This is a genomic window from Janthinobacterium sp. MP5059B (assembly GCF_001758645.1).
GTDB classification, from domain to species: Bacteria; Pseudomonadota; Gammaproteobacteria; order Burkholderiales; family Burkholderiaceae_D; genus Janthinobacterium; species Janthinobacterium lividum.
Genome location: NZ_LRHX01000006.1, coordinates 881,267 through 905,196, shown reverse-complemented (window position 1 = coordinate 905,196; position 23,930 = coordinate 881,267). Strand labels below are relative to the sequence as shown.

Below are 23,930 nucleotides of genomic sequence, written 5' to 3'. Positions count from 1 at the left end.
ATGCTTTTGCTGGCCACCAGCGGCAGCAAGCGCGTGCGCCTGATGCAGGCGGCGCGCGCGCAACTGCGCCTGTCGCCCGCGCAAGTGCTGGAATGGCGCGACTGGCTGGCGCGGCCGGCGCTGCTGGAGGAAGCCCTGCGCCAGCCCTGCCTGTTCAAGATCGAGCCGCCCGGCGACGATCCGGCCGCCCACCTGCGGCTGCTGCATGACGGTTGCCAGCGGCTGGGCCGGCCGCCGGTCGAGGTGCCCGCGCATGGCGAGCTGCTGGCGATGGATGCCTGGTTTGCGGGCTTTGCCTCTGCCATGGCCTCGCTGGCGGCGCAACTGGCCGAGCTGCCGCAGGCGCGCGTCTTCAATGCGCCGGCCGACATCACCCTCATGACGGACAAGCTGGCTTGCCAGCGCCATCTGGCCGCGCACGGCATCGCCATTCCCGCCCTGCTCGGCCCCGTGCACGGCTATGACCATCTCCAGTCGCTGCTGCATGAACACCAGCTTGACCGCGTGTACCTGAAACCGCGCTACGGTTCGTCCGCGTCGGGCGTCGTTGCCTACCGCAGGAACAGAGCTGGCCGCCAGCAAGCCACCACCTCTGCAACCTTATCGCGGGCGGACGGCCAGACACGCCTGTTCAACGTCAAGCGCATGGCCCGCTACGAGACGCAACACGACATCGCCGCCCTCGTCGACGCGCTGGCCGCGCAACAGCTGTACGCGGAGGCATGGCTGAACAAGCCGCGCTGCGGCGACAGCCACTACGACCTGAGAGTCGTGACCCTGGCGGGCCAGCCCGCGCACCGGGTGGCGCGCATCGGCGACCGGATGATGACGAATCTGCACCTCGACAACCGGCGCGGCGATGCGGCCGGCCTCTTGAACGCAGCCGACCTGGCGGCGCTGGAAGCGGCCAGCGCCCTGGCCGCGCGCGCCTTCCCCGAGAGCCACGTGACGGGCTACGACCTCGTGGTGCGCCAGGGCCAGGCCCATGTGCTCGAAGCGAACGCCTTCGGCGACCTGCTGCCAGGCCTGCTGTGGCAAGGCGCGGACACCTATATAGCGCAACTGACACATGTTTAAAGACACACCAGCCATCCCCGACATGCGCGCCGTCGTGGGCAGCCACGACATCGTCTTCATCACGCTCGACACCCTGCGCTTTGACGTGGCGCAAGCGCTGCATCAGGCGGGCGAACTGCCGGTGCTGGGACGTTTTTTACCACCTGGCGGCTGGGAACGGCGCCACTCGCCCGCCACGTTCACGTATGCGGCGCACCAGGCCTTTTTTGCCGGCTTTTTGCCCACGCCCGCGGCGCCGGGCCGCCATCCGCGCCTGTTCGCCAGCGCTTTTGCCGGCAGCGAAACCACCTCGCCGCACACGTTTGCGTTCGAGGAAGCGGGCCTTCCCGCCGCCCTGGCCGCGCGCGGCTACCGCACCATCTGCATCGGCGGCGTGGGCTTTTTCAATAAACAGACGGCGCTGGGCACGGTGCTGCCGTCGCTGTTCCAGGAAAGCCACTGGAGCGCCGGCATGGGCGTGGCCAGCCGCCATTCGACGCAAAAGCAGGTGGCGCTGGCCATAGCCCGCCTGGCTGCCAGCGACGAGCGCACTTTTTTGTTCATCAATGTGGCCGCCCTGCACACGCCGAACCGCGCCTACCTGCCCGGCTGCCGTGCCGACTGCCTGGAAAGCCATGCGGCGGCCCTGCGCTATGTGGATGGCGCGCTGGCGCCCCTGTTTACCGCGTGCGCCGCGCGCGCGCCCACGTTTGCCATCGTCTGTTCGGACCATGGCAGCGCGTATGGCGAAGACGGCTACCGGGGCCACAGGGTCGCCCACGACAGCGTGTGGCAGGTACCGTACGCGCACTTTTTTATCGTCCCCGAGACCGATACCGATACACCTCCCAAGGAATCCCCACCGTGAACCCAGCCGAACAACCTGGCACCCTGGCGCAGCGCATGCGCCACACGCCCTATCAGGCGTATTCATATTCGTATCCGCACAAGGCAGCCTATCGCGCCTTGCCACAGGCGGCGCCGCTTGCGCCCCTGTGGGCGCGGCAAGACCGCTCCGCCCTCTTCGCCTACATCCACATCCCGTTTTGCGAGATGCGCTGCGGCTTTTGCAACCTGTTCGCCATGGCACGCCCCGGTGCAGACATGGTCGAGCGCTACGTGCAGCAAGTGCTGGTGCAGATGCGCGCACTCAACGGAGCGCTGGGCGAACGGCGCTTTGCCCGCTTCGCGCTCGGCGGCGGGACCCCTACCTATCTGTCGCCGGCGCAGCTGGACACCTTGCTGTGCGGCGCGCGCGACATCCTCGGCATCGACCTGCAAGCCACGCCGGCCGGCATCGAAGCGTCGCCGGAAACCATCACGGCCGAGCGCCTGGCCGTGTGCCGCGCGCACGGCATCGACCGGGTCAGCCTGGGCATCCAGAGCTTTGCCGCCGGCGAGATGCGCGCGCTGGCGCGCCCCCAGCAAAACGCCACCGTGCACCACGCCATCGGCCTGATACGCGCGGCCGGCTTTCCCACACTGAACCTGGATCTGATCTACGGCATCGCCGGGCAAACCGTGGCCAGCCTGCTCGCGTCCATCGACAGCGCGCTGGCCTTCCAGCCGGAAGAAATCTACCTGTATCCGCTGTACGTGCGCGAACAGACGGGCCTCGGCAAGATCGCGCGGCGCAAAGGCGCCGACACGCTGAACCCCATCATGCTGGCACGCGACGGCGACAGCCGTCTGGCACTGTACGCGGCCGCGCGCGACCATTTGCGCGCCCAGGGCTATGAGCAGGTATCGATGCGCATGTTCCGCGCCCCGCATGCGCCGGAACAGAACGGCCCCTCGTACTGCTGCCAGAACGATGGCATGGTGGGACTGGGCGCGGGCGCCCGCTCCTACACGGCCAGCCTCCATTATTCGAGCGAATACGCGGTGGCGCGCACGCAGACCATCGGCATCATCGAACAATACCTGGCGCTGGACGAGGCGCGCTTCGCGCAGGCTGAACACGGTTACCAGCTCGATGACGAAGAACAGCGCCGCCGCTACGTGATCCAGTCGCTGCTGACGGAACCAGGCCTGGACCGCGACGCCTACACGGCGCGCTTCGGCAGCCGCTGCGAAGCAGACTTGCCGCAGCTGGCCGAACTGCACGCACTGGAACTGGTGGAAGAAAGCGGCCCCCTGCTGCGCCTGAACGACCGGGGCTACAGCTACGCCGACACCATCGGCCCGTGGCTGGCCTCAGACACCGTGCGCGCGCTGATGGCGCAAGAGGGGCAGGCGTGCTGACAACGCCGCCGGGCACGTTGTCCCTGCTGTACCGGGGCACTCTGGCGAGCTGCAACTACGCCTGCGGCTACTGCCCGTTTGCCAAGAAGCGCGACAGCCGCGCCACCCTGGCACGCGATGCGCGCGAAGTGGCGCGTTTTACCAGCTGGGTGGTGGCACAAAAGCGGGACATCGGCATCCTGTTTACGCCGTGGGGCGAAGCCCTGGTGCGGCGCCATTACCGCGCGGCCATGCAGACGCTGGCCAGCCTGCCGCACGTGCGCCAGGTGGCGCTGCAGACGAATCTGTCCGGCCCCCTGAACTGGCTGCAAGGGATGGACGGGCTGGAAAAAATCGGCCTGTGGTGCACCTACCACCCGGACCAGACGACACTGGCCCGTTTTCTCGAACGCTGCGCGCGCCTGGACGCCATGGGCGTGCGCTATTCCGTCGGCGTCGTGGCGATGAACGAGCACCTGGACGCCATCCGCGCCCTGCGCGCGGCCCTGCCCGCGCACGTGTACCTGTGGCTGAACGCGTATGACCGGCGTGGTCCCCACTACTACAGCGAGGAAGACCTGGCCTGGTTTGATGCCGTCGACCCGTGGTTCGCGCACAACCGCCGTCCCTCTTCCTCGCGCGGCAAACCGTGCCTGGCGGGCGAAACGTCGCTGTCCGTCGATGGCGACGGCGAACTGGCGCGCTGCCACTTCGTGCCCGAGCGGCTGGGGAATTTATATGAGGATGACCTGGCTGACATGCTGCAAGAAAAATCCTGCCCGCGCTTCAAGTGCGATTGCTATATCGGCTATGCGCAGCGCAAGGATTTGCCGTTCCAGGCCGTGTTTGGGGAGGGGGTACTGGCGAGGATTACGGAGGCAGGTCGGAGTAGGTCGGATTAGCGGCGGCAGGCCGCGTAATCCGACACATTGTTGGCGCTGGTGGTGTCGGATTACGCCCTGCGGGCTAATCCGACCTACCGCTACCTGATTACTGCGCCGCCACTTTCGCCGGTTCCGGCGCCGCGACTGGCGTCATCTTCAGCGAACGGCTGAGGAAGCCCCAGCGATCCGCCACTTCTTCGATCTGCTTGGTCGTCGGCTTGCCGGCGCCATGGCCCGCCTTGCTGTCGATGCGGATCAGCACGGGCGCCGCGCCGCCTTGCGCCGCCTGGGCGGCGGCGGCGAACTTGAAGCTGTGGGCAGGCACGACCCGGTCGTCATGGTCGGCCGTCGTGATCATGGTGGCCGGATAGCAGCCGCCCGCCTTCAGGTTGTGCAGCGGCGAGTATTTCACCAGCGCCTTGAACTGCTCCGCATCGTCCGACGAACCGTAGTCAGGCACCCAGCCCCAGCCCACGGTGAACTTGTGGAAGCGCAGCATGTCGAGCACGCCCACTTGCGGAATCGCCGCGGCGAACAGGTCCGGACGCTGCGTCATGGCTGCGCCCACCAGCAGGCCGCCATTGCTGCCGCCGCCGATCGCCAGCTTGGATGGCGAGGTGACCTTGTTGTCCACCAGCCATTGCGCCGCGCCGATAAAATCGTCGAACACGTTTTGCTTGTTCAGCTTGGTGCCAGCCTGGTGCCAGGCTTCGCCGTATTCGCCGCCGCCGCGCAGGTTGGCCATCACGTAGACGCCGCCCATTTCCACCCAGGCAAGATTCGCCACGGAGAAGCTCGGTGTCAGTGAAATATTGAAGCCGCCATAGCCGTACAGATAGGTCGGGTTCGTGCCGTCCAGCTTCATGCCTTTTTTCGAGACGATGAACATCGGCACCTTGGTGCCGTCGCGGCTGGTGAAGAATTGCTGGCGCGTTTCAAAGGCGTTCGGGTCGAAATCGACCTTCGGCTGGCGGTACACGCTGCTCTTGCCCGATTTCATGTCGTAGCGGTAGATGGTCGCTGGCGTCGTGAAGCTGGTAAACGAGTAGAACGTTTCCGTATCGCCACGCTTGCCCGCAAAGCCGCCCGCCGAACCGATGCCCGGCAAGGCCACTTCGCGCACCAGCTTGCCATTCAGGTCGACGATCTTGATCTGCGTTTGCGCATCTTTCAAGTAATCAAGCACCAGCTGGTTATTGATCAGGTTGACGGCAACGAGGGTTTCCGCGCTTTGCGGCACGATTTCCTTCCAGTCGGAGGGCAGCGGTTTACGCGTATCGATGGCGATCACGCGCGATTTTGGCGCCTTGTTGTCCGTCTTGAAGAAGAATACGGGGCCGTCATTGTCGATGAAGGAGTAGGAAGCGTCGAACGCTTCCAGCAAGCCGACCACCTTGGCGTTCTTCTGGCGCAAGTCCTTGTAGAAGATGCGGTTCTTGCGTTCCGTGCCTTGCGTGGCCGTGATGATCAGGTAATTGCCGTCATCGCTGACGGTGCTGCCGCCAAATGCCCATTCCTTCTGGTCAGGACGGTCGAAGACCAGCACGTCGTCGCTCTGCGGCGTGCCGATCTTGTGGAAATACAATTTCTGGAAGTAATTGATATCGGCCAGCTTGGTGGCTTCGTTCGGCGCGTCATAGCGGCTGTAGAAGAAACCGGTGTTGTCCTTGGTCCACGAAGCGCCGGAGAACTTGGCCCACTTGATGTGGTCCGTCAAATCCTTGCCCGATTCGATGTCGCGCACTTTCCACTCGTTCCAGTCGGAACCGGAAGCGGACGTGGCATACGCCAAATACTTGCCGTTCGGGCTGATCGAGGTGCCGGCCAGCGCCACCGTGCCATCCGTGGACAGGGTGTTCGGATCGAGCAGCAGACGGGGCTCGTCCGTCAGTTTTTTCACCGTGTACAGCACGGCCTGGTTCTGCAAGCCGTCATTGCGGCTGTAGAAGTAACGGCCGCCCTGCTTCGTTGGCGTAGAGAAACGCTCATAGTTCCACAGCTTGGTCAGGCGCTGCTTGATCGCGGCGCGCTCCGGGATGGTACCCAGGTACGACTGCGTCAGCTTGTTTTGCGCCGTCACCCACTCGCCCGTTTCCGCGCTGTTGGCGTCTTCCAGCCAGCGGTACGGATCGGCGATGGTGGTGCCGAAATAGCTGTCTTGCTGGTCGACTTTTTTGCTGACAGGATACGTCACGGCAGCGCCGTCGCCGGCCGGGCACGATGGCGTCGCGGCGCTTTGCGCCAGGGCATTACCACCGAAGGCGGCCATCAAGCTGAATATGAGGGTTGCACTACGTAATTGCATGGGTTGTCGTCTCATTGTTGGATGTCGGGGAAAGCATACCGCTCAAGCACGGCTGCCTATGTTGACTTTCGCCAAGAGAAATCATAGCGCGGATTGCCACTTTTAAAGCACAGTTATCGGATGGATTTGCCGTCTTTTGTTTGGGTAAATTACATGGATGACCATGATAAATCTCGCTTTCGCCGGAATCGGCAAACTGACGTTCATGCAAGAAACATTATCAAAAACAAAGTCGTTTCATCAAGTTGTCATAAATCTTCTTTACTATCGGCAACATGTTCATGGCCCGTCCAGAGGCCCTGCCGCCACATCCGCCTATGCACACTCTCGCCCTCCCTGCCGCCACCGCCGCGCCGCCCGGCCCGACGCCATCGAATGTGGCTTACCTGAAGCCGCCATCGGCCACCATGAGCATCGAAGGGACGGATGCCTTGCACGATATCCTTGCGGGCCGCAAGCTCAACGCGCTGTTCCAGCCCATCATCCACATGCACAGCGGCGACATCATCGGCTACGAAGGCTTGATACGGGGACCGTCCGACAGCCCCCTGCACGCGCCGATGAATCTGTTCAAGGTGGCACGCGCGCATGACCTGACCCTGGAAGTGGAGCACCTGTGCCGGCAAGTGGTGCTCGAGCGCTTTGCCGAACTGCAGCTGCCGGGCAAGCTGTTTCTCAATGTCAGCCCCGAATGCCTGCTGCTGCGCAATGCCCGCCATGGCGAAACACTGGAATACATCGAACACATCGGCATCAATCCGGACCGTGTCATCATCGAACTGACGGAAAACCAGCCCACCTACGATTACGAACTGATGCGCGAAGCGGTACTACATTACCGCAATATGGGTTTCCAGATCGCCATCGACGACCTGGGCGAAGGCTTTTCCAGCCTGCGCCTGTGGTCCGAACTGCGCCCGGAATACGTGAAAATCGACATGCATTTCATCCAGGGCATCAATAATGACCCCGTGAAACTGCAATTCGTGCGCTCGATCCAGGAAATCGCGGAGAAATCGGGCACGCTGGTGATCGCCGAAGGCATCGAAGCGCAGACGGAATTGCTGGTCTTGCGCGACCTGGGCGTGGCGTTCGGACAAGGCTATCATCTGGGTCGGCCCAATGCGGTGCCGGCACGGGCCCTGCCGGCGGAAGTGGTGCAGGCGCTGGGGCGCAATGGCGTGGCCGTGTATCCGCAGCGCAGCAGCCTGGAAAAGAATGGCGCCAGCATCCGCAAGCTGCTGCACCGGGTGATAGCCGTTTCGCCTGAGAAAAACAATAACGAGGTATACGACATCTTCCTGAAAGACCCGAAGCTGATGATCATCCCCGTCGTCGACGACGGCGTGCCGCTGGGCTTGATCAGCCGCTTCGAAATGATCGACCACTTCGCCCGCCCCTACCAGCGTGAACTGTATGGCAAGAAATCATGCAGCCTGTTCATGGATGCCACGCCCCTGATCGCCGACCACGAGACGAGCTTGCAGGAACTCAGCTACACCATGGTGCAGTCGGATGCCCACCACCTGTTCAACGGCTTCATCATTACCGAACACGGCCGCTACCTGGGCATGGGCACGGGACACGACCTGATGCGCGAAATCACGCAGATGCAGATCAACGCGGCCCGCTATGCCAACCCGCTGACGCAACTGCCCGGCAACGTGCCCATCAACGAGCATATCGACCGCTTATTGCACAGCGGCAGCCGCTTCTGGGTCTGCTATTGCGACCTCGACCACTTCAAGCCCTTCAACGATGTGTACGGCTACCGCAAGGGCGACGACGTGATCCAGCTGACGGGAGAAATCCTCAGCGGCCATTGCGACCCGAACCGCGACTTCATCGGCCACATCGGCGGCGACGATTTCATGATTTTGTTCCAGAGCGAAGACTGGGAAGCGCGCTGCCAGGCCATGCTGGACGACTTCGCGGCCGCCATCCTCGCCTACTACAGCACCAGCGACTGCGAACGGGGCGGCTACATCAGCGAAGACCGGCAAGGCAAGAAAGTGTTTTACTCATTGATCAGCCTATCGCTGGGCGTCATCAAGGTGGAGGCGCACCAGTACTACACGCACCATCAGATCGCCACGCAAGCGGCCGAAGCAAAGAAGCAGGCAAAGAAAATCCACGGCAACAGCCTGTTCCTGGACCGGCGGCAAGGTGGGGGCGCGGCGCGCATGGATGCGTAGCCAGGGACAAGAATCAGAAGCTGAACGGGGATCGGAGACGCACGATCAAATACGCACGAGGTCGCCAAACGCATTGCTGCCGCAGGCATCGGGCACGAATGCCAGGCTGATATGCCCGCCGTCGCGGCGCGCCTGCACGCGGTAACTGCCCACGGGCACGTCCACGAAGAGGCCGCCGTATGCCGTGTCCGGTTCAAGGCCACCACCCGTGACATCCTCCCCGGCACCGATGAAGACGCGGCCCGAGACGACAGCCAGATGCACTTCCACATGCGGTTCGGCAAGTTCGGCGTGCAAGGCAAGTTCATACGCGCCGTCGCCGCCCACGTTGAAAAATGCCACCTGCCCCGCATTCACGGCCGCCAGTTCCGCACTGGGAAGGCTCCACCAGTCGCAGTCCTCTTCCAGCTTGTGGCGCAAGAGCGTCGGGTCGAACACGCACACGGTCGCCGTGCCGGTCACAATGCTGACGGCGGGGCCTGCCGTCATGCGGCCAGCGGCGCCGGCCCCAGCAAGGGCTGGCTCTCCACATACTGCGCACTGGCTTGCGCCTGCCACGGAAAATGGCCATCGCGCGACGGCCAGACGATCTGGTACAGCGTAAAATCATCGCCCTGGTAATACCAGCGCGCATAGCCGACATAGTTGCGGTATTGCTCGACGGGCACGCGCACGAAGGCGCACTGATGGCCTTCCAGCAAGACATCCGTGGTGGCCGTGAAATCCGTGATGGCGCCGCTGCGCGCGGCGTCCAGCGCCACATCGAGTATCTGGTGGGCCATGGCGCGCGGCAAGCCCATGATGAGGAACTCAGGCTGGCCGAAACTGTGGCAAGCACCTATCGTGAACGCATAGCCGGGACCTTCTTCATCCGCACCGATATGCACGCCATGCCAGCCGTGCGTGGCGATGTCGTCGATGACTTTTTGCTCGGATGCATCCTCGCCTGCCTGCCTTACCATGGTTCACCTTTCACTGTGCCAAAAACCTTGCCGCCTTCGCGACATGCTTACCGGCAATTATCGCATGCAGCACGCGTCCGCGCGCGCACGGTGCCTGTGCTTCAGTCGCGCGGAGGCCGCGCAGGGAAGCGCACCTGGTGCCATTGCCGCATGCGCTGCTGCGCCTCTTGCAGCTGGGCCGGCTCCAGCCTGGCGCCAGCCGCCTCCCTGGCCCTGGCAGCCCCGCTGTCGCCGCCCTCGGCCGCCAGTGCCAGCCACATGTAGCCACAGACGGGATCCTTTTCCACGCCGCGCCCGCTGTTATACATGCCGCCCAGGTTGTATTGCGCCAGAGCATGGCCCTGGCCGGCCGCACGCGCATACCATTGCACGGCCAGGCCATCGTCTTGCGGTACGCCATGGCCGTTCGCATACATGACGCCCAGGTTGTTCTGCGCGCTCGCATCGCCCTGCTCGGCGGCCGTGCGATACCAGCGCACGGCGCACGCCTCGTCGCGCTCCACGCCCTGGCCGTTGGCATACATCACGCCCAGGTTGAACTGCGCATTCGACGCGCCCTGGTCCGCCGCCCTGGCGTACCAGTCCAGTGCCTGGCGCAAGTCGCGGCCCACGCCGCGTCCACCCGCAAACATGCCGCCCAGATTGTATTGCGCCATGCAATGGCCTTGCATGGCGGCACGCCGGTACCAGACGACGGCACGCGCCTCGTCCTTGTCCACGCCCTGGCCGCGCGCCAGCATCAGGCCCAGGTTGAACTGGGCGTCGGCGTCGTCCTGCTCGGCCGCCCGCTGCAGCCAGGCATACGCGCGCAGCTGGTCGGGCGCCACGCCCAGGCCTTCCGCATACGCCACGCCGAGTTGCCGCTGCGCCACGGCCAGGCCCTGGGCAGCGGCCTGGCGGAACCAGGCCAGCGCCTGCGCATCGCTCTGCACCACACCCTGGCCCCGCTTGTAGACGAGCCCCAGGTTCAGCTGCGCCTGCGCATCGCCCTGCAAGGCTGCCTTGCGGAACCAGGCCAGGGCCAGCGCATCATTCTTTTTCGCCCCCAGCCCTTGCGCATAGGCTTCGCCCAGCAGCGATTGCGCGCTGGCCACGCCCTGTTCGGAGGCGCGGTAAAACCACGCCAGGGCCAGCTCGTCGCTCTGCAGCACGCCCCGTCCCTTGCGGTACATCTGCCCCAGGTTTTGCTGGGCCGAGGCATCGCCCTGGGCGGCCGCGCGGCGAAACCACAGCACGGCGTCCTCGTCGCTCTGCGCCACGCCGCGGCCGTGGTAATACAGGGCGCCCAGGTGGTTCTGCGCGAAGGCCAGCCCTTGCAACGCGGCCAGGCGTAGCCAGACAAAGGCGCGCGCATCGTCCTGCGCCACGCCTTCGCCCTTCTTGTACATCAATCCCAGGTTGAACTGGGCGTAGGCATTGCCCTGCTCGGCCGCCGTGCGGAACCAGATATACGCCTGATGGCTATCTCTGGCAGTATGGTGCTTGTCCATGTGCGCCCCCATCCACATTGCGCTTGCCGGCAGCACGCGCAAAACGGCGGCCCAGGGCGGCGAAATCGTGTGTTGCTTAAATTTTAAATTCGATGCGGGGGAAGGACTTGAGCAGGCTCAAACGAAATAACAAAATTATATCGTTTGATGAGCCTGCTTAGAGGGGAATGGCGCTCAGCGGCGCGACGGGTGCTTTTGCAAGAATTGCGGTACCTTGGCGGCGGCCAGCTTGTTCAGCGACACCAGCAAATCCGCGTCGACATCGGCGATGCCATAGCTGCTGCGCAAATGGCGGCCGATATGGATCAGCACTTGCGCCGCCACTTCCGCATCGGACTCGGCCCTGTGGGCGGCGCTCTTGAAGGCGATGCCCAGCTGGCTGGACAGCAAGCCCAGCTTGTAACTGGCCATGCCGGGAAACACGCGGCGCGACAGTTTCAAGGAACACACGAGCGACTGGTGCGCCGGTGCCAGGTTCAGCCTGGCGCTTTCCGCGCGCAGGAATTTCTCATCGAAGCTGGCATTGTGCGCCGACAGGGCATCGCTGCCAATAAAATCCAGCAGCTGCGGCACCACTTCGGCCACGGGCGGCGCCTTGTCCACCATCGCCTGCGTGATGCCCGTCAAGCCCGTAATGAACGAGGGAATACGCGCATTGCAGTTGATCAGGGTCACATAGCGGTCCGTGATCCGCCCGCCCTCGATGCGCAGCGCCGCCACTTCCGTGATGCGGTCGCCCATGTCGGGCGATAAACCGGTCGTCTCGAAGTCGATCATGACGATCGGTTTGTCAAACACATTCATGGGGCGCTCTTTCGTGGGTGCTGCAATGGGTGATGATTATCAACCAAATTTACGCACGGCGTCCAGCGCCAATCCCGCGCCAATGCTGCCGAACAGATCGCCCTCGACCTTGCGCGCGGCCGGCACCAGGGCGGCGATCTTTTCGCGCAGCAAGCGCACGCCGCTGGAGCCGCCCGTGAAGAACACGGTATCGACGGCTTCCGGCGCCACGCCCGCGTCGCGCAGCAGGCGCAGCACGGTTTCTTCCACGGAACCGCACAGGTGGCCGATGGCGTCGTCGAACTGCGTGCGTTTGAGCAACAGGCTTTGCGCGGGCGACAGGCGGTCCAGCTCCAGCTGCACTTCGGCCGCGTCGGACAGGGCAATCTTGCCCTCTTCGACTTTCATGGCCAGCCAGTGGCCGGCGCGCTCGTCGATCAGCTTTTGCAGACGCCCCATCTTGTCTTGCTCGCGCGCATCGCGGCACACGTCGGCCAGCTGCACCCAGATCTTCTTCGTGTACGCCAGGTTGATCGTGTGCCAGGTCGCCAGGTTGAAATAATAGCTGGAAGGTACTTCGCTATTATTATGCAGGCGGCTGCCGTAGCCGAGCAGAGGCATGACGGAAGACAGACTCAGGTATTTATCGAAATCCGTTCCACCGATGTGCACGCCGCCGGTGGCGAGGATGTCGTCGCGCCGCTCGGTCTTTTTCGCCCGTTCCGGCGACAGCCGCACCAGCGAAAAGTCGGAGGTACCGCCGCCGATGTCGGCGATCAGCACCAGTTCTTCCTTGCCGATTTGCGACTCGTAGTCGAACGCGGCGGCAATCGGCTCGAACTGGAAGGCGACGTCCTTGAAACCGACGGAGCGGGCCACTTCGGCCAAGGTATCCTGCGCCAGCTGGTCGGCTTGTGCATTGTCGTCGATAAAGAAGACGGGACGGCCGAACACGGCGGACGAGAATTCGCGGCCGGCGGACTGCTCGGCGCGGCGTTTCACTTCGCCAATGAATTGCGCCAGTAACATGCGAAATGGCAAGGCGCGGCCACCCACTTCCGTCTGGCCATCGATGAGGCTCGTACCCAGCAAGCTTTTCAGCGAGCGCATCAAGCGCCCCTCGTAACCGGCCAGATAGCCGGCCAGCGCCGCGCGGCCAAAACTGACTTCCTCGTCTTCCGCATTAAAGAAGACGACGGACGGTAAGGTCGTCTTGCCATCTTCCAGGCCGAGCATGGTGCTCTGCCCGGGACGTGCCCAGCCTACCGTGGAATTTGACGTGCCGAAATCGACGCCGCAAGCATTGGCCATGTCGACCCTTCCCTGAATAAAGGGGCGTTATGTTATCAGAAGACCGGCCATTGCACCAGCAAAACCCGTTCGACGGGGTCAACAGCATAAACTTGCTTTGCATCAAGTAGCGGCCGCGCGCAAAAGCTACTCTTGGAAGTGATGCCGAGCAACTCGGCCAGCTCCCGGAGACCCATCGTGCCCCTCGCCCGCCTGCGCCACCCGCGCCACCTGCCCGCTGCCTTGCTGCCTGCTACCTTGCTGGCGGCCTTCCTCGTTTCCCTGGCCGGCTGCGGCGGCGGTTCGGCCGATACCCAGGCCGGCGCCGGCTGCTCACTGCACAGCATGGCAGGCTGCGGCGGCAGCCCGCCGCCCACCGTGCCGCCCGTGAAACCGCCAGTCACCCCGCCCGTGACGCCACCCGTGATTCCGCCGGTCACGCCGCCCGAGCCGGCCAGCCTGGCCAGCGCCGTCAACCTGGTCTTTTCCAGCACGGAACTGGCCTCGGCGGGACTGGCCGGCAGTGAAGTGGGCGTCACGGCCCTCGTCAAGGATGGCGCCAACCTGGCCTTGCCAAACGCAAAGATTTCTTTTGCCGCCGATTCCGGCATCCTCGGCAGCGTCGACGCCGTAACGGACAAGAACGGCCAGGCGCGCGCTTTGCTGGGGACCGGCGGCGCCAACAGCAACCGCAGCATCACCGTGACGGCGCATGTCGGCACGCGCAGCGGCAAGGGCACGGTGGCCGTCACGGGCAGCAGCGTGGAAGTGCTGGGGCCGGCTGCCTTGCTGCTGGGCCAGGGCGCCGACCTCACCGTCACCGTGCGCGACTCGGCGCGCAAGCCCGTGGCCGGCGCCGCCATCGCCTACAGCACGGGTGGCGGCAACGGCGTGCGCGTCAAGGATGGCGGCACGGCGCTCAGCAATGCGCAAGGCCAGCTGGTGCTGCGCCTGACGGCAGGCAGCCTGGGCAAGGATGCCGTGTCCGTCAGTGCACTGGGCGCCGCCACCACGCAGGCGTATGCCGTAGCCGGCAGCGACCTGCGCCTGAGTCCGGCCGTGGGCCAGGACGCCAGCGGCGCGGACGTGCTGCCGGAGATCGCCACCCTGGCGTGCCAGCCCATCGACGCGCACTATGACAGGGCGGGCGTGGCGCAAGCGGGCAGCGCCAGCCTGTCGACCTCGCGCGGCAGCCTGTTTGCGGACAGTGCCTGCAGCCAGGCCTTGCCTGCCAGCCTGATTTTCAGCGATGGCAACTTGCCGCGCAGCTATATCCAGTCGGCCAACGCGGGCGTGGCGACCGTCACGGCCGCCGTGGCAGGCGGACCCACGGCGCAGACGCGGCTGGAATTCATCGCGCCATTGAGTCCTGCCAGCAAGCTGGCCGTGCAAGCGGACCCGGCAGTGCTGCGGGCCAATCCCGGCAATGGCGTGCCCGCCGACAACGTCAGCACCAGCACCATCGGCGCCGTCGTGCGCGATGGCGCCGTCAACAACCTGGTCAAGAACGCGCCCGTGCTGTTCAGTATCTTGAGCGACCCCAGCGGCGGCTATCTGCGGCAGGCGGGCCGGGTGCTGACGGGCAGCGATGGCCTGGCGCGCGCCGTGTATGTGGCGGGGCCGGCCGACAGCGGCCGCGACGGCGTGCTGATCCAGGCCCGCATCGAGGGTGCGCCGCAAGCGGCGGCCACGGCCCTCGTGCGCCTGACGGTGGCGCGGCAAGCGCTGTCGATCAAGCTGGGAACAGGCAGCCTGCTGCGCGAGCATTCGGCCAGCGTGCTGCAGAAGGACTTTGCCGTATTCGTGTCCGACAGCGCCGGCAATGCCGTGCCCGGCGTTGTCATCACGGCCGCCGCCTGGCCCAGCCGCTATGCCAAGGGATCTTACGTGTGGCAGGCGGACAAGCCCGAATTCCCCGACACGGGCGTCTGGCGCCTGGCCCTGCCCCACTACAGCTGCACCAACGAGGACGTCTTGCGCAACGGCATTTTTGACGCCGCCTACGACCGCAACGGCAATGGCGTGCTCGACCCGGGCATCCCCCTGACCGTCAGCGCCAGCGGCCTGAGCGACGTGCTGGGCATGGCCACCGTCACCGTCAGCTATCCGCGCAACTACGGTTCCTGGGTGGACGTCGCCCTGACTGTGCGGGGCAGCGTCAGCGGCACGGAGGCGAGCGCCACGGCGGAATGGCCATTGCCTACCCTGGCCAGCGATTTCAGCGCCCGCCGCGTGGACCCGCCGGGACGCCTCAGCCCCTATGGCAGCGGGCCGTGCGACAGCAGCGATTGAGGGGCTGTCCGAGCACTTGCCATTCAGTCATATTTTTTTGCAACATGAACAATAAGCGTGAATAAGCATGCAGTCTTGCCATAAGGCAATCTTTTGCGCTATGCTCATTCTGCCCGCCCAGGCCGCCACAAGCGGCCGGGCCTGCAGGAATACTTTGAGACAGGTTGCTTGCCAGACCAATATGCGAAAAAAGAATACTGTAGCCCGGACACCCATCACCACCACCCGCGCCATACCCGGCGCCGGACGACGCGTGACCTCGTATGATGTGGCCCTGCTGGCCGGCGTGTCGCAATCGGCCGTGTCACGCTGCTTCAAGCCGGGCGCCAGCATCTCGCCCGCCACCCATGCCAAGGTCATGCAGGCAGCCATCACCCTCGACTACATCCCGAACGCGGCCGCGCGCAGCCTGATCACGCGCCGCTCGAACCTGGTCGCCGTCATCATTTCCAACCTGGCCAATCTGTACTATCCGCAAGTATTGTCCGACCTGAGCCAGCAAATCGCCCGCCTGGGCAAGCGTCTCTTGTTGTTTACCCTGGAGCGCGAAGCGGACATTGGCAAGGTCTTGTGCGATGTGTGGCAATACCAGGTCGACGGCGCTGTCGTGGCCGCCTGCCTGTCGGACGAGCAGATGGCTGAATTCGGCCGGCGCGACGTACCGCTGGTGCTGTTCAACCGCAGCCCGCGCGAGCACGCCGTGCACGCCGTGCTGTGCGACCAGGCCGAAGCGGCGCGCCTGCTCGTCTCGCGCCTGGCCGAAGCGGGCCACCGCCAGTTTGCCATCATCGACGGCCCCGGCGACTCGGCCGTCGCGCAGGAACGCAAGGGCGGCATGCTGGACCGTTTGCTGACCCTGGGCTTGCCCGCGCCCATCGTCGTCAGCGGCAACTACGACTATGCCAGCGGCGGACGCGGCTTGCGCAAGGTCATCGACCGCCTGGGCCGCGTGCCGGATGCCGTCATTTGCGGCAACGACATCATGGCCATCGGCTGCCTGGACACGGCGCGCCACCAGATGGGTATCCAGGTGCCGCTGCAGATGTCGGTGGCCGGTTTCGATGCGCTGGAAGCGTCCGGCTGGCTCAGCTACGACATCACCACCCTGCGCCAGCCCGTGCAAAAGATGGCCACCGATGCCGTCGCCATGCTGGGTGAACTGATGGAGCGGCGCGGCGGCATCGCCGAGCGGAGACGGTATTGCTCGTATCTGGTCGAGGGGAGTACGGCGCGGCTGACTGCTGAGCAGCCCCACTTCGGCATGATGGCCGCCGCCTGAAAACAAAAAACCTCGCATCGCTGCGAGGTTTTTCACTTGTAAGACCAGGGAATCAACCGAAGATCTTGCCCTTGAGCATATTCAAGCCCTGGCTGACGAGGTCATTGCCTTCCGGTACCTGACCATCCGGGGTCAGCTTGTCGATCAGCTGGGGCAGCAAGGCTGCCAGGCCACCCGAGGCCGCGTCCGGGGCGACGCCCGCTTTTTCAGCGATCTGGGTGATGGTGTCGCTGCCGAGCGCATCCTTGATCTGTTCGCCGGACACGGGCGCATTGGCGCCGGTGCCGATCCAGCTGGCCACCTGGTCGCCCAGGCCGCTTTCCTGGAACTTCTGCAGCAGGCCGGGCAAGCCGCCATGCTGGTTGACCAGGTCCATCACGCTGGCCATCAATCCCGATGGGGCTTCCCCGTCAGCACTTTTATTGCCCAAAGCGCTCATCGCCTGTCCTGCAAGTTGGTCTAGCAAACTCATCGTATTCTCCTGAACGCTATCGATTAGTGCCGCGTGACTGCGGCGTCGGTATGGCGCAGACTATTCTCCGCCATGGAAATCATTATACTATGAATAATAACAGTGACATAATTACAATCCCAAGGCGAACGCACAGACGGCCTCACTGTCGAGGTGCCCACCTCCATCATATTTAGTTCGGCACAACTTGCAAGCGTAAATTGATCGTGCGCAAAAACGTGTAGAATTAATTTTCCTACTTACTGAGGAGTATCAACATATGAACATCAATAAAGCGGTAGACAAGGCTTACGAAAAAAAGACGTTCAAGGAAATCGCTGATGCCCCCGTCGACGCGCTGCAAGGCGTGAGCGAGAAGGATGCGGAGCTGCTCAAGCAGGCATTCAATATCAAGACCGTGCGCGATCTGGCGAACCTGAAATACTCGAAATGGGCGCGCGCCATCGTCACCCTGGCCGATACGGAAGAATAGACCGGGCCATGCTTTTGGCATCCCCGTCAGCACAGCCCGCCCGAATCGGCGGGCTTTTTCATGCCAGACAGCCAGCGGCTGGCAAGGCGATAGCCGCCGGGAGGCGCCATTGGCCACGCCGCTGACCCTGCCCGGCATCTGCTGGCCCCTGCAAGCGAGCACAGGCCATCTTGCCGTCACCACATCCCACATCACGGGCCACTTTCGCGCCGGTGCGGGGCTGGACGCCATCGTCCTGTGCGATCTGCTGCCCGCTGGAAAATTTCGCAACGGCGCGGCGCGCCACTGGTGCCGCACGCACCAGTGCTACTGGGGCACGCAAGCCGATCTGGCCGGCTGGCAAGCAACAGAGCCCATGCGTTGCCGCCAGCACGCCAGCCCCATGGGCTATGTGCTGTATCCGGAATTGTTCGACCCCACGCAATTCCACGCCAGCACCTTGCGCCTGGGCACGGATGGCCTGCTGCAACTGCGCGCCCGGGCCAATGACGGCGGCGCCCTGCTTGCGCGCGACGCGGCCGCGCTGGCCATCGACTGCCGCGCCCTGCCCGGCCTGTTTCCTCCCGACATAGTGCAACTGAATATCACGCCGCCCGCCGCGCAAGCGTTCGCCGCCGCGCTGCAGGCTGGCGCACCGCTGGGCTGCAGCGACTGCGCCCGCTGCAGCCACCCGCACCTGGACCTGGGCGACTTCGCGCTGGTGCCGCACCGTCGCCACAGTTGCGGCCATTGTGGCCACGACGCCTCGCACAGCGCCACGGCCATCGTCTCGACACCGCTGTGGCGGCTGCGCGAATACGCCGCCCGCCTGCCTGGGCGCGGCATGCAATGCTTCTGAAGGTGCGCCCGCCCACAGTCAGGCAAGGCCCTGCCGGGTAGACTGCTTCCATTACCATCACGAGGACGGTCCCATGCCACCAGCGCAACACCAGGATGAAAATGACCAGCCAGGCGACGCAGGCGACTTGTCCGACCTGCTCAGCGAATTGCGCATCCTCTTGCCGGGCGCGCAGATGCTGACGGCTTTCCTCATCATCCTGCCCTTCAACGGCGGCTTCGCGAAGATCGTGCAGGCGGAAAAAATCGTCTTCCTGCTGACGTTTTTCCTGTCCATGACCAGCCTGGTGCTGCTCAGCGCGCCAGCCATCCAGCACCGCGTGATGCGCCCCCTGCAAGACCGCGAACGCTTCAAGCGCGTGGCCGACCGCATCATGATGTGCGGCGCCTTTTCCCTGGCGCTGGCGTTTATCTTAGGCACCAACCTGGTGATGTCGGAAGTGTTCGGCCACGTCGCCGGCATCATCGCCTGCGTGCTGATGGGTGCGCTCATCATTTGCATGTGGTGGTGGCTGCCCTTGCACCTGAAGCACGCCAGGAAAATCTAGAACACCTAACCAAACCTACTGCGCGTCGCGATTTGCGGCCTCCGATGCTCACTGTGCTCAAGCACAGCTCCGCTTCTCAGCCACAACTCATCCCGCTCGCTACGGTTTTGTTAGGTGTTGCTAAGCGGCTGCGCTCGCCTGCTGCAGCAAGGTTTCCCGGAAAATCCCCACCAGCGGACGCAAGTTCACCTTGTGCCAGGCCAGCCACAGGGGCGTGCGGTAGCTGAACCACGGCAATTCCCTTACGACGACGCCGGCCGGCGCGTGCTGGCGCAGGCTGTGCTGGATCATGGCCATGCCCAGCCCGGCCGCCACCAGGCCCAGCGCCGTCAGCGGCTCCGTCGCTTCCATGCGGATATCGGGCGTAAAACCGGCGCGCGCGCAGGCGGCGATGAAATTATCGTGTTTCAGCACGCTTTCCTTGTGCAGCACGGCAATCCATTCCTCGCCCGCCAGATCTTCCGGACTCAACTCGGCCTTGTGCGCCAGCGGGTGCGTTTCCGGCAAGGCCAGCAGCATGGGGTCGCTCAGCACTTGCGCGCAATCGAGGTCCGGGTCGTTCGGCAGCGGCGGCTCGCACAGCAGCGCGATATCGAGGCTGCGCTGGCGCAAGCCTTCGATCTGCTCGGCCGAATGCAGGTTGTACAGGGCCACGTGCACTTGCGGCCGCGTGGCCCGCAAGGCGCGCAAGCCGTCCGGCAACACGCCCGCATGCATGGCGTTTTCGATGTAGCCTATGCACAGGCCACCCTCGTCGCCGCGCCCCAGCCGTTTCGCCAGCGCTTCCAGACGGTTCCCGTGGGTGATAAACGCGCGCGCTTCGGCCAGGAAGGTATGGCCATCGCGCGTCAGGCGGATGCGCTGGGCGCTGCGCTCGAACAGGGTCAGGCCCAGCCTGTCTTCGAGCTGGGCGATTTGCCGGCTCAGCGGCGACTGGGAAATATGCAGGCGCTCGGCGGCCCGTCCCACGTGTTCTTCCTCGGCGACGGCGATGAAGTATTGCAATTGGCGTATGTCCAGCATATCAGACCTTTCAGGACTCAAGTTGCGCCAATTATGTCTTGGACAGGCTTAACTTGTCCAGCTATTCTGTCTTCACTGATCCACACATTGAAGGAAAACATCATGACAATCAAACACTTACTAACAGGCAAACTGGGTTTCGGCACGGCGCCGCTGGGCAATATGTTCCGCAACATTCCGGAACAGGAAGCGCTGGCGACCGTCGACGCGGCGTGGGAATCGGGCATCCGCTACTTCGACACGGCCCCGTTCTACGGCGCCGGCCTGGCCGAGCTGCGCCTGGGTGCCGCCCTGAAGCAGCGCCGCCGCGACGATTACGTGCTCAGCACCAAGGTCGGCCGCCTGATCCTCGATGAACTGGAAGACCCCACTGCCCGCGAACTGGGCGAAAAAGGCGGCCTGTTCGAATTTGGCCGCAAGAACAAGATCGTCGACGACTACTCGGCCGACGCCACCCTGCGTTCGATCGAAGACAGTTTGAAACGCCTGGATACGGACCACCTCGATATCGTCTGGGTCCACGACATCGCCCAGGATTTCCACGGCGACAACTGGCTAGCGCAATTCGAGATTGCCCGCACGGGCGCCTTCCGCGTGCTGACCCGCTTGCGCGAAGAAGGCGTCATCAAGGCCTGGGGCGTGGGCGTGAACAAGGTGGAACCGCTGGAACTGACCCTGGACCTGGCCGAAGCCCAGCCGGACGCCTTCCTGCTGGCCGGCCGCTACACCCTGCTCGACCATGAACGGGCGCTGCAGCGCCTGATGCCTGCCGCGGCAAAACAGAACGTCGACATCGTCGTGGGCGGCCCCTACAGTTCAGGCATCCTGGCCGGCGGCGCGCACTTTGAATACCAGAAAGCTTCGCCCGAGATCATTGCCAAAGTCGAACGCATCAAGTCCATTGCCGCACGCCATGGCGTCAGCGTCAAGGCTGCCGCCCTGCAATTTTCCCTGGCCAATCCGGCCGTGGCCGCCGTGATCCCCGGCGCCAGCCGTCCGGAACGCCTGGCCGAAGACCTGGCAGCCTTGAACAGCGTCATCCCCGCCGCATTCTGGCAAGACATGCGCGCCGAGCAACTGGTATCGGCCTTCGCGCCCCTGCCCGGCGACACTCTCTGATATAGACAAGGAATTCATCATGGCAAACACGACTACTTCGATCGACATCGCCGCCACGCCGGCACAAGTGTGGCAACTGATTGGCGGCTTCAATTCGCTGCCCGACTGGCTGCCCTATATTCCCAGCAGCACGTTAAGCGCAGGGGGCCGCATCCGCCACCTGGCCAACCCGGCCGGCGACATCATCGTCGAGCAGCTGGAAGCGTACGACAATGCAGCGCGCAGCTACAGCTATTCCATCCTGCAGGCGCCGTTTCCCGCCACCAATTACCTGTCGACCCTGAAAGTGGAACCACTTGCCGGCAGCGATGGCGCGCGGGTCACCTGGTCGGGCCGCTTCACGCCCGTGGGCGTGAGCGAGCAGGAAGTGACGGAGCTGTTCCACGGCATTTATGTGGCGGGACTGGAAGCGCTGCAGCAATCGTTAGCGAAGTAATACGCAAGGAAGACCATTTCCGCCACAGCCAGGCTTTCTTCGCTCTCCCTGTGGCGGAATCGCGCAGATTCCGTGTTATCGTTAACAACAAGAGCCATCGCTGTTGTGTGCGGTGCAGCAAATTTTAGCTGGCGCCCTGCAGAGCTTGCCCGAATCTTTTACAATGTTGTCTTTGGGCAGCTCTTCCAGCCCGAAAATACCGGCCATCCGTCGATTCTGGTGGCGCATTGCCACCTCCGGCTGGGCCACTGCGCGCCCCTCCGCCCTGTCATTCTTTACCCAACTAACAAGAACATGCACGCCTCCGTAGATCCCCTGATTCCGCGCGTCACCGCGCCTTTTGGCGCTGGCTATGCCGACCTGGCCCTCGCCATCGGCGGCCTCGCCATCGGCACGGGCGAATTCGCCTCCATGAGCATCCTGCCCGTGGTGGCCGACGACCTGGGCACGACCTTGCCGCAGATGAGCCACATGATCAGCGCCTACGCGCTGGGCGTGGTCATCGGCGCGCCCCTGATCACGATCTTCCTGGCGCGCATGCCGCGCCGTTTGATGCTGATCTGTCTGATGCTGATGTTCGCTGGCGGCAACTTGCTCAGCGCTATCGCACCCAACTACGGCTTGCTGGTCGTCGCCCGCTTCGTGGCCGGCATCCCGCACGGCGCCTACTTTGGCGTGGCGGCGCTGGTGGCGGCCGCCCTGGCCGAACCGGACCGGCGCGGCCAGGCCGTGGCCCGCGTCCTGATGGGCTTGACCGTGGCAAATATCTTTGGCGTTCCGCTGGCCACCTATATCGGCCAGACCCTGGGCTGGCGCTCGGCCTTTTTGCTGGTCGCCGCGCTGGGCTTGCTGACCATGCTGATGGTGCGCATCTTCGTGCCCATGGTGGCCGCCGGCGATTCCAGCCCGCGCCGCGAACTCGGCGTCTTCCGCCGCCTGCAAGTGTGGCTGACCCTGCTGATGGTGGCGATCGGCTTCGGCGGCATGTTCGCCGTCTACACGTTTATTACGCCAACCCTGCTGGAAGTGACGAAAGTGTCGCCCCTGGTCATTTCCATCTTGCTGGCCATTATCGGTATCGGCATGACCGTGGGTAATCTGATCGGCGGCTGGCTGGCCGACCGCTCGCGCCTGTGGACCATCTTCGGCGTGCTGCTGTGGAACGTGGCCGCCCTGGCCGCCTTTACCTATACCAGCAGCAATGTCTGGCTGACGGCGATCAACCTGTTCGCCATCGGCGCCGGCATCGCCGTCGCCCCGGCCGTGCAGACGCGCTTGATGGACGTGGCCGGCGACGCGCAAACCGTGGCCGCCGCCCTCAACCACTCCGCCTTCAACATCGCCAACGCGCTGGGCGCGTGGGCCGGCGGCATCGCCATCGCCATGGGCATGGGCTTGCGGTCGACGGGCTGGGTGGGCGCCATGCTGGCCTGCGGCGGCATCGTCGTGCTCGGTATTTCCGTGCTGGTGGAAAATCGCAGCCGCAATGTGAGCGGCGCGCAGCCGGCTTGATGGTAAATGAGCGGCCCCCTTGCGGGCGCCGCTCATATGCGAGCATCTAGTCTTCGGTGGCAAACGCCACCGCCGCCTCGCAATGAATCGCCGTGGTATTAAATAGCGGCAAATCGACATCGCCGGGCTTGACCAGCAATGGAATCTCTGTACAGCCCAGAATCACGCCCTGCACGCCTTGCAGCCGCAGTTTCTCGATGATCTCAAGGAAAATGTTCCGGCTGGCGTCGGTAACAATATTCTGCACCAGTTGCGTGTAGATAATGTCGTGCAAGATTTCCTGGTCGGCCTCATCGGGCGTCACGGTGGTGATGTCCAACTTCTCCAGCGCATCGTGATAAAAGCGGCCCGTCATGGTCTGTTTAACGCCCAGCAAGCCGACCTTGCGCACACCCGACTGCTGCACCCGCTTCGCAGTTTCCTCGACGATGCTGATAAAAGGCAAGCCGATCCGCGGCACGACGGCCGGCGCGAAGCGGTGCGCACCGTTCGCGCACAGCAAGAAGAAATCCGCGCCCATGCCTTGCAGGCGCAGCCCTTCGCCGATCAGAAATTGCTCGATGGCATGCGAATCGGGCTGTGCCGCGTGAGCGACGAAATCGGCCTGGTCCATGCTGACCAGCATGATGCGCGCGCTGTGCGCGGGTCCGATGCGCGCCACCAGCATTTCATTGATGAGCCGATAGTATTCCAGGGTCGAGGCCCAGCCGATGCCGCCAAGTAAACCGATAGTCTTGTTTTGCACATTATTC

22 protein-coding genes are annotated in these 23,930 nt (G+C 64.0%); 13 read left to right on the top strand and 9 right to left on the bottom strand.

All coding sequences use genetic code 11. From position 1 onward, the window contains the following. Genes JAB1_RS08620 through JAB1_RS08605 form a run of 4 tightly spaced genes read left to right on the top strand, consistent with a single transcriptional unit; the run spans position 1 to position 4,181 of the window. Positions 1–1,077 carry an STM4014 family protein gene (locus JAB1_RS08620; protein ID WP_070279494.1) on the top strand — a complete coding sequence of 359 codons (1,077 nt, stop codon included), beginning with the start codon at positions 1–3 and terminating at the stop codon, positions 1,075–1,077. Continuing rightward, the gene (locus JAB1_RS08615) at positions 1,070–1,924 is read left to right on the top strand and encodes an STM4013/SEN3800 family hydrolase (protein WP_070279493.1); all 855 of its coding nucleotides are present in this window, start codon (positions 1,070–1,072) and stop codon (positions 1,922–1,924) included. The genes JAB1_RS08620 and JAB1_RS08615 overlap by 8 nt, the downstream gene beginning before the upstream one ends. Then, positions 1,921–3,300: an STM4012 family radical SAM protein gene (locus tag JAB1_RS08610; protein ID WP_217494272.1), complete on the top strand. Its 1,380-nt coding sequence runs from the start codon at positions 1,921–1,923 to the stop codon at positions 3,298–3,300. Before JAB1_RS08615 ends, JAB1_RS08610 begins: the two co-directional genes overlap by 4 nt. Further along, the gene (locus JAB1_RS08605) at positions 3,294–4,181 is read left to right on the top strand and encodes an STM4011 family radical SAM protein (RefSeq protein WP_083299624.1); all 888 of its coding nucleotides are present in this window, start codon (positions 3,294–3,296) and stop codon (positions 4,179–4,181) included. Before JAB1_RS08610 ends, JAB1_RS08605 begins: the two co-directional genes overlap by 7 nt. Positions 4,182–4,269: 88 nt before the next feature. Here the strand turns inward: JAB1_RS08605 and JAB1_RS08600 are convergent, their stop codons facing one another. Next, positions 4,270–6,468 (bottom strand): prolyl oligopeptidase family serine peptidase, encoded by a 2,199-nt coding sequence (locus JAB1_RS08600; protein ID WP_139144490.1) that lies wholly within the window; start codon positions 6,466–6,468, stop codon positions 4,270–4,272. A 407-nt stretch (positions 6,469–6,875) separates the two neighbouring features. On the opposite strand from JAB1_RS08600, the gene JAB1_RS08595 reads away from it, so the two are divergent. Then, positions 6,876–8,663: a GGDEF domain-containing protein gene (locus JAB1_RS08595; protein ID WP_070279860.1), complete on the top strand. Its 1,788-nt coding sequence runs from the start codon at positions 6,876–6,878 to the stop codon at positions 8,661–8,663. Between the two features lie 45 nt (positions 8,664–8,708). Here JAB1_RS08595 and JAB1_RS08590 read toward each other — a convergent pair whose 3' ends face one another. The 5 genes from JAB1_RS08590 to JAB1_RS08570 form a co-directional block, all read right to left on the bottom strand. Beyond that, complete coding sequence (locus JAB1_RS08590; protein WP_070279492.1) at positions 8,709–9,152, bottom strand: DUF6386 family protein; 444 nt, start codon at positions 9,150–9,152, stop codon at positions 8,709–8,711. After that, complete coding sequence (locus JAB1_RS08585) at positions 9,149–9,625, bottom strand: DUF4262 domain-containing protein (protein WP_034781444.1); 477 nt, start codon at positions 9,623–9,625, stop codon at positions 9,149–9,151. Before JAB1_RS08585 ends, JAB1_RS08590 begins: the two co-directional genes overlap by 4 nt. A 101-nt stretch (positions 9,626–9,726) precedes the next feature. After that, positions 9,727–11,115, bottom strand: coding sequence for an SEL1-like repeat protein (locus tag JAB1_RS30520; protein WP_070279859.1), 1,389 nt, complete (start codon positions 11,113–11,115; stop codon positions 9,727–9,729). 174 nt (positions 11,116–11,289) lie between these two features. Next, positions 11,290–11,919, bottom strand: a complete 630-nt coding sequence (locus JAB1_RS08575) for a 3'-5' exonuclease (RefSeq protein WP_175445035.1) — start codon at positions 11,917–11,919, stop codon at positions 11,290–11,292. A 39-nt stretch (positions 11,920–11,958) separates the two neighbouring features. Then, the gene (locus JAB1_RS08570) at positions 11,959–13,209 is read right to left on the bottom strand and encodes an Hsp70 family protein (RefSeq protein WP_070279491.1); all 1,251 of its coding nucleotides are present in this window, start codon (positions 13,207–13,209) and stop codon (positions 11,959–11,961) included. A 177-nt stretch (positions 13,210–13,386) separates the two neighbouring features. On the opposite strand from JAB1_RS08570, the gene JAB1_RS08565 reads away from it, so the two are divergent. Together JAB1_RS08565 and JAB1_RS08560 are read left to right on the top strand one after the other, a co-directional pair. Next, positions 13,387–15,480, top strand: a complete 2,094-nt coding sequence (locus JAB1_RS08565) for an Ig-like domain-containing protein (protein WP_070279490.1) — start codon at positions 13,387–13,389, stop codon at positions 15,478–15,480. Between the two features lie 253 nt (positions 15,481–15,733). Further along, complete coding sequence (locus JAB1_RS08560; protein WP_254672010.1) at positions 15,734–16,759, top strand: LacI family DNA-binding transcriptional regulator; 1,026 nt, start codon at positions 15,734–15,736, stop codon at positions 16,757–16,759. A gap of 52 nt (positions 16,760–16,811) precedes the next feature. On the opposite strand, the gene JAB1_RS08555 is transcribed toward JAB1_RS08560, so the two are convergent. Next, complete coding sequence (locus tag JAB1_RS08555; protein WP_034751100.1) at positions 16,812–17,231, bottom strand: YidB family protein; 420 nt, start codon at positions 17,229–17,231, stop codon at positions 16,812–16,814. 259 nt (positions 17,232–17,490) lie between these two features. Here JAB1_RS08555 and JAB1_RS08550 point away from each other — a divergent pair, with 259 nt between their 5' ends. From JAB1_RS08550 to JAB1_RS08540, 3 genes are all read left to right on the top strand, one after another. Then, positions 17,491–17,703: a hypothetical protein gene (locus JAB1_RS08550; protein WP_034751103.1), complete on the top strand. Its 213-nt coding sequence runs from the start codon at positions 17,491–17,493 to the stop codon at positions 17,701–17,703. 109 nt (positions 17,704–17,812) lie between these two features. After that, positions 17,813–18,541, top strand: a complete 729-nt coding sequence (locus JAB1_RS08545; protein WP_070279489.1) for a hypothetical protein — start codon at positions 17,813–17,815, stop codon at positions 18,539–18,541. 73 nt (positions 18,542–18,614) lie between these two features. Further along, complete coding sequence (locus JAB1_RS08540) at positions 18,615–19,088, top strand: DUF6328 family protein (protein ID WP_034781452.1); 474 nt, start codon at positions 18,615–18,617, stop codon at positions 19,086–19,088. Between the two features lie 120 nt (positions 19,089–19,208). Here the strand turns inward: JAB1_RS08540 and JAB1_RS08535 are convergent, their stop codons facing one another. Further along, on the bottom strand, positions 19,209–20,111 hold the full coding sequence (locus tag JAB1_RS08535; protein WP_070279488.1) for a LysR family transcriptional regulator: 903 nt from the start codon (positions 20,109–20,111) through the stop codon (positions 19,209–19,211). Between the two features lie 102 nt (positions 20,112–20,213). Here JAB1_RS08535 and JAB1_RS08530 point away from each other — a divergent pair, with 102 nt between their 5' ends. From JAB1_RS08530 to JAB1_RS08520, 3 genes are all read left to right on the top strand, one after another. Next, positions 20,214–21,230, top strand: coding sequence for an aldo/keto reductase (locus tag JAB1_RS08530; protein WP_175445034.1), 1,017 nt, complete (start codon positions 20,214–20,216; stop codon positions 21,228–21,230). Between the two features lie 19 nt (positions 21,231–21,249). Further along, positions 21,250–21,666, top strand: a complete 417-nt coding sequence (locus JAB1_RS08525) for an SRPBCC family protein (protein ID WP_070279487.1) — start codon at positions 21,250–21,252, stop codon at positions 21,664–21,666. Between the two features lie 294 nt (positions 21,667–21,960). After that, positions 21,961–23,178 (top strand): MFS transporter, encoded by a 1,218-nt coding sequence (locus JAB1_RS08520; protein ID WP_083299622.1) that lies wholly within the window; start codon positions 21,961–21,963, stop codon positions 23,176–23,178. 46 nt (positions 23,179–23,224) lie between these two features. Here JAB1_RS08520 and JAB1_RS08515 read toward each other — a convergent pair whose 3' ends face one another. Continuing rightward, positions 23,225–23,923 (bottom strand): amino acid racemase, encoded by a 699-nt coding sequence (locus JAB1_RS08515; protein ID WP_070279486.1) that lies wholly within the window; start codon positions 23,921–23,923, stop codon positions 23,225–23,227. Positions 23,924–23,930: the final 7 nt, after the last annotated feature.

Excerpts from the sequence above, each read along its gene's own strand:
- JAB1_RS08620 (WP_070279494.1), top strand. The coding sequence starts at position 1 with ATGCTTTTGCTGGCCACCAGCGGCAGCAAGCGCGTGCGCCTGATGCAG.
- JAB1_RS08615 (WP_070279493.1), top strand. The coding sequence starts at position 1,070 with ATGTTTAAAGACACACCAGCCATCCCCGACATGCGCGCCGTCGTGGGC.
- JAB1_RS08600 (WP_139144490.1), bottom strand. The coding sequence starts at position 6,468 with ATGCAATTACGTAGTGCAACCCTCATATTCAGCTTGATGGCCGCCTTC.
- JAB1_RS08595 (WP_070279860.1), top strand. The coding sequence starts at position 6,876 with ATGAGCATCGAAGGGACGGATGCCTTGCACGATATCCTTGCGGGCCGC.
- JAB1_RS08590 (WP_070279492.1), bottom strand. The coding sequence starts at position 9,152 with ATGACGGCAGGCCCCGCCGTCAGCATTGTGACCGGCACGGCGACCGTG.
- JAB1_RS08585 (WP_034781444.1), bottom strand. The coding sequence starts at position 9,625 with ATGGTAAGGCAGGCAGGCGAGGATGCATCCGAGCAAAAAGTCATCGAC.
- JAB1_RS30520 (WP_070279859.1), bottom strand. The coding sequence starts at position 11,115 with ATGGACAAGCACCATACTGCCAGAGATAGCCATCAGGCGTATATCTGG.
- JAB1_RS08575 (WP_175445035.1), bottom strand. The coding sequence starts at position 11,919 with ATGAATGTGTTTGACAAACCGATCGTCATGATCGACTTCGAGACGACC.
- JAB1_RS08570 (WP_070279491.1), bottom strand. The coding sequence starts at position 13,209 with ATGGCCAATGCTTGCGGCGTCGATTTCGGCACGTCAAATTCCACGGTA.
- JAB1_RS08555 (WP_034751100.1), bottom strand. The coding sequence starts at position 17,231 with ATGAGTTTGCTAGACCAACTTGCAGGACAGGCGATGAGCGCTTTGGGC.
- JAB1_RS08550 (WP_034751103.1), top strand. The coding sequence starts at position 17,491 with ATGAACATCAATAAAGCGGTAGACAAGGCTTACGAAAAAAAGACGTTC.
- JAB1_RS08540 (WP_034781452.1), top strand. The coding sequence starts at position 18,615 with ATGCCACCAGCGCAACACCAGGATGAAAATGACCAGCCAGGCGACGCA.
- JAB1_RS08535 (WP_070279488.1), bottom strand. The coding sequence starts at position 20,111 with ATGCTGGACATACGCCAATTGCAATACTTCATCGCCGTCGCCGAGGAA.
- JAB1_RS08530 (WP_175445034.1), top strand. The coding sequence starts at position 20,214 with ATGACAATCAAACACTTACTAACAGGCAAACTGGGTTTCGGCACGGCG.
- JAB1_RS08525 (WP_070279487.1), top strand. The coding sequence starts at position 21,250 with ATGGCAAACACGACTACTTCGATCGACATCGCCGCCACGCCGGCACAA.
- JAB1_RS08520 (WP_083299622.1), top strand. The coding sequence starts at position 21,961 with ATGCACGCCTCCGTAGATCCCCTGATTCCGCGCGTCACCGCGCCTTTT.